The sequence below is a fragment of the Microbacterium sp. AR7-10 genome (genome assembly GCF_001878835.1).
Lineage (GTDB): Bacteria > Actinomycetota > Actinomycetes > Actinomycetales > Microbacteriaceae > Microbacterium > Microbacterium commune.
The window spans coordinates 1-1,009 of sequence record NZ_MJIR01000115.1 but is presented as its reverse complement, the minus strand read 5'-3'; the positions used below and the strand labels follow the sequence as shown (position 1 = coordinate 1,009).

Sequence of the window (1,009 nt, the reverse complement as noted above, 5' to 3'; positions counted from 1 at the left end):
CGTCGAACGCCGCGACGGTGCTGGAGTGGGCGTTCGCTCGCGGCCGTCGGGTGCTCTTCTTCCCCGACCAGCACCTCGGTCGCAACACCGCGAAGGCGATGGGGGTGCCGCTGGAGCGGATGCCGATGTGGAACCCGCGCCGGCCGCTGGGCGGATCGAGTGCCGACGAGCTGCGCGACGCCGGGGTGATCCTCTGGCACGGCTTCTGCTCGGTGCATCGCCGGTTCACCGTCGACCAGATCGCGCAGGCGCGCGCCGAGCATCCCGGGGTGCGGGTCATCGTGCATCCGGAATGCCCGGTCGAGGTCGTCGACGCGGCAGACGAGGCGGGATCCACCGACTACATCCGCAAGGCGATCGCCGCCGCAACAGAGCCCACCACCTTCGCGATCGGCACCGAGATCAACCTCGTGCGGCGCCTCGCGGCCCAGCATCCGCAGCACGAGATCTTCTGCCTCGACCCGGTCGTCTGCCCGTGCTCGACCATGTACCGCATCCACCCCGGCTACCTCGCCTGGGTGCTGGAGGAGCTCGTCGCCGGCAGAGTGCAGAACCGCATCCGCGTCGCCGACGACGTCGCGCTGCCCGCCAGGGTCGCGCTCGAGCGGATGCTGGTGGCGCGACCGCGATGAACGTGATCATCGTCGGCGGGGGCATCGCCGGCCTCACGGCCGCCCTGCGCGCCGACGCCCTCGGTCACCGGGTCACTCTGCTCGTCAAGGGCGCGCTGGGTGACGGCTGCACCGCCCACGCACAGGGTGGTGTCGCCGGCGCGTACGGGCCCGGCGACTCCCCCGCGCTGCACGCACTCGACACCCTGCAGGCCGGCGACGGCCACGGCGACCCCCTCGCGATCACCGCGCTCGTCGACGGTGCGCACGCCGCGATCGCGGCACTCGTCGACGCGGGCGTGGCGTTCGATCGCACCGCCGACGGGGACATCGCGCGTGGACTCGAGCCCCTGCACACCCGCCCGCGCATCGCGCACGCCGGGGGCGACGCCACCGGC

2 protein-coding genes are annotated in these 1,009 nt (G+C 73.1%); both read left to right on the top strand.

All coding sequences use genetic code 11. The features are described 5' to 3' along the window. Positions 1-632: quinolinate synthase NadA (locus BFN01_RS14590; RefSeq protein WP_177243892.1), on the top strand; the 632-nt coding region annotated here is incomplete at its 5' end. Next, a partial coding sequence (locus BFN01_RS14585) for an FAD-dependent oxidoreductase (protein WP_143187267.1) occupies positions 629-1,009 on the top strand: 381 nt, incomplete at its 3' end. The genes BFN01_RS14590 and BFN01_RS14585, both read left to right, overlap by 4 nt.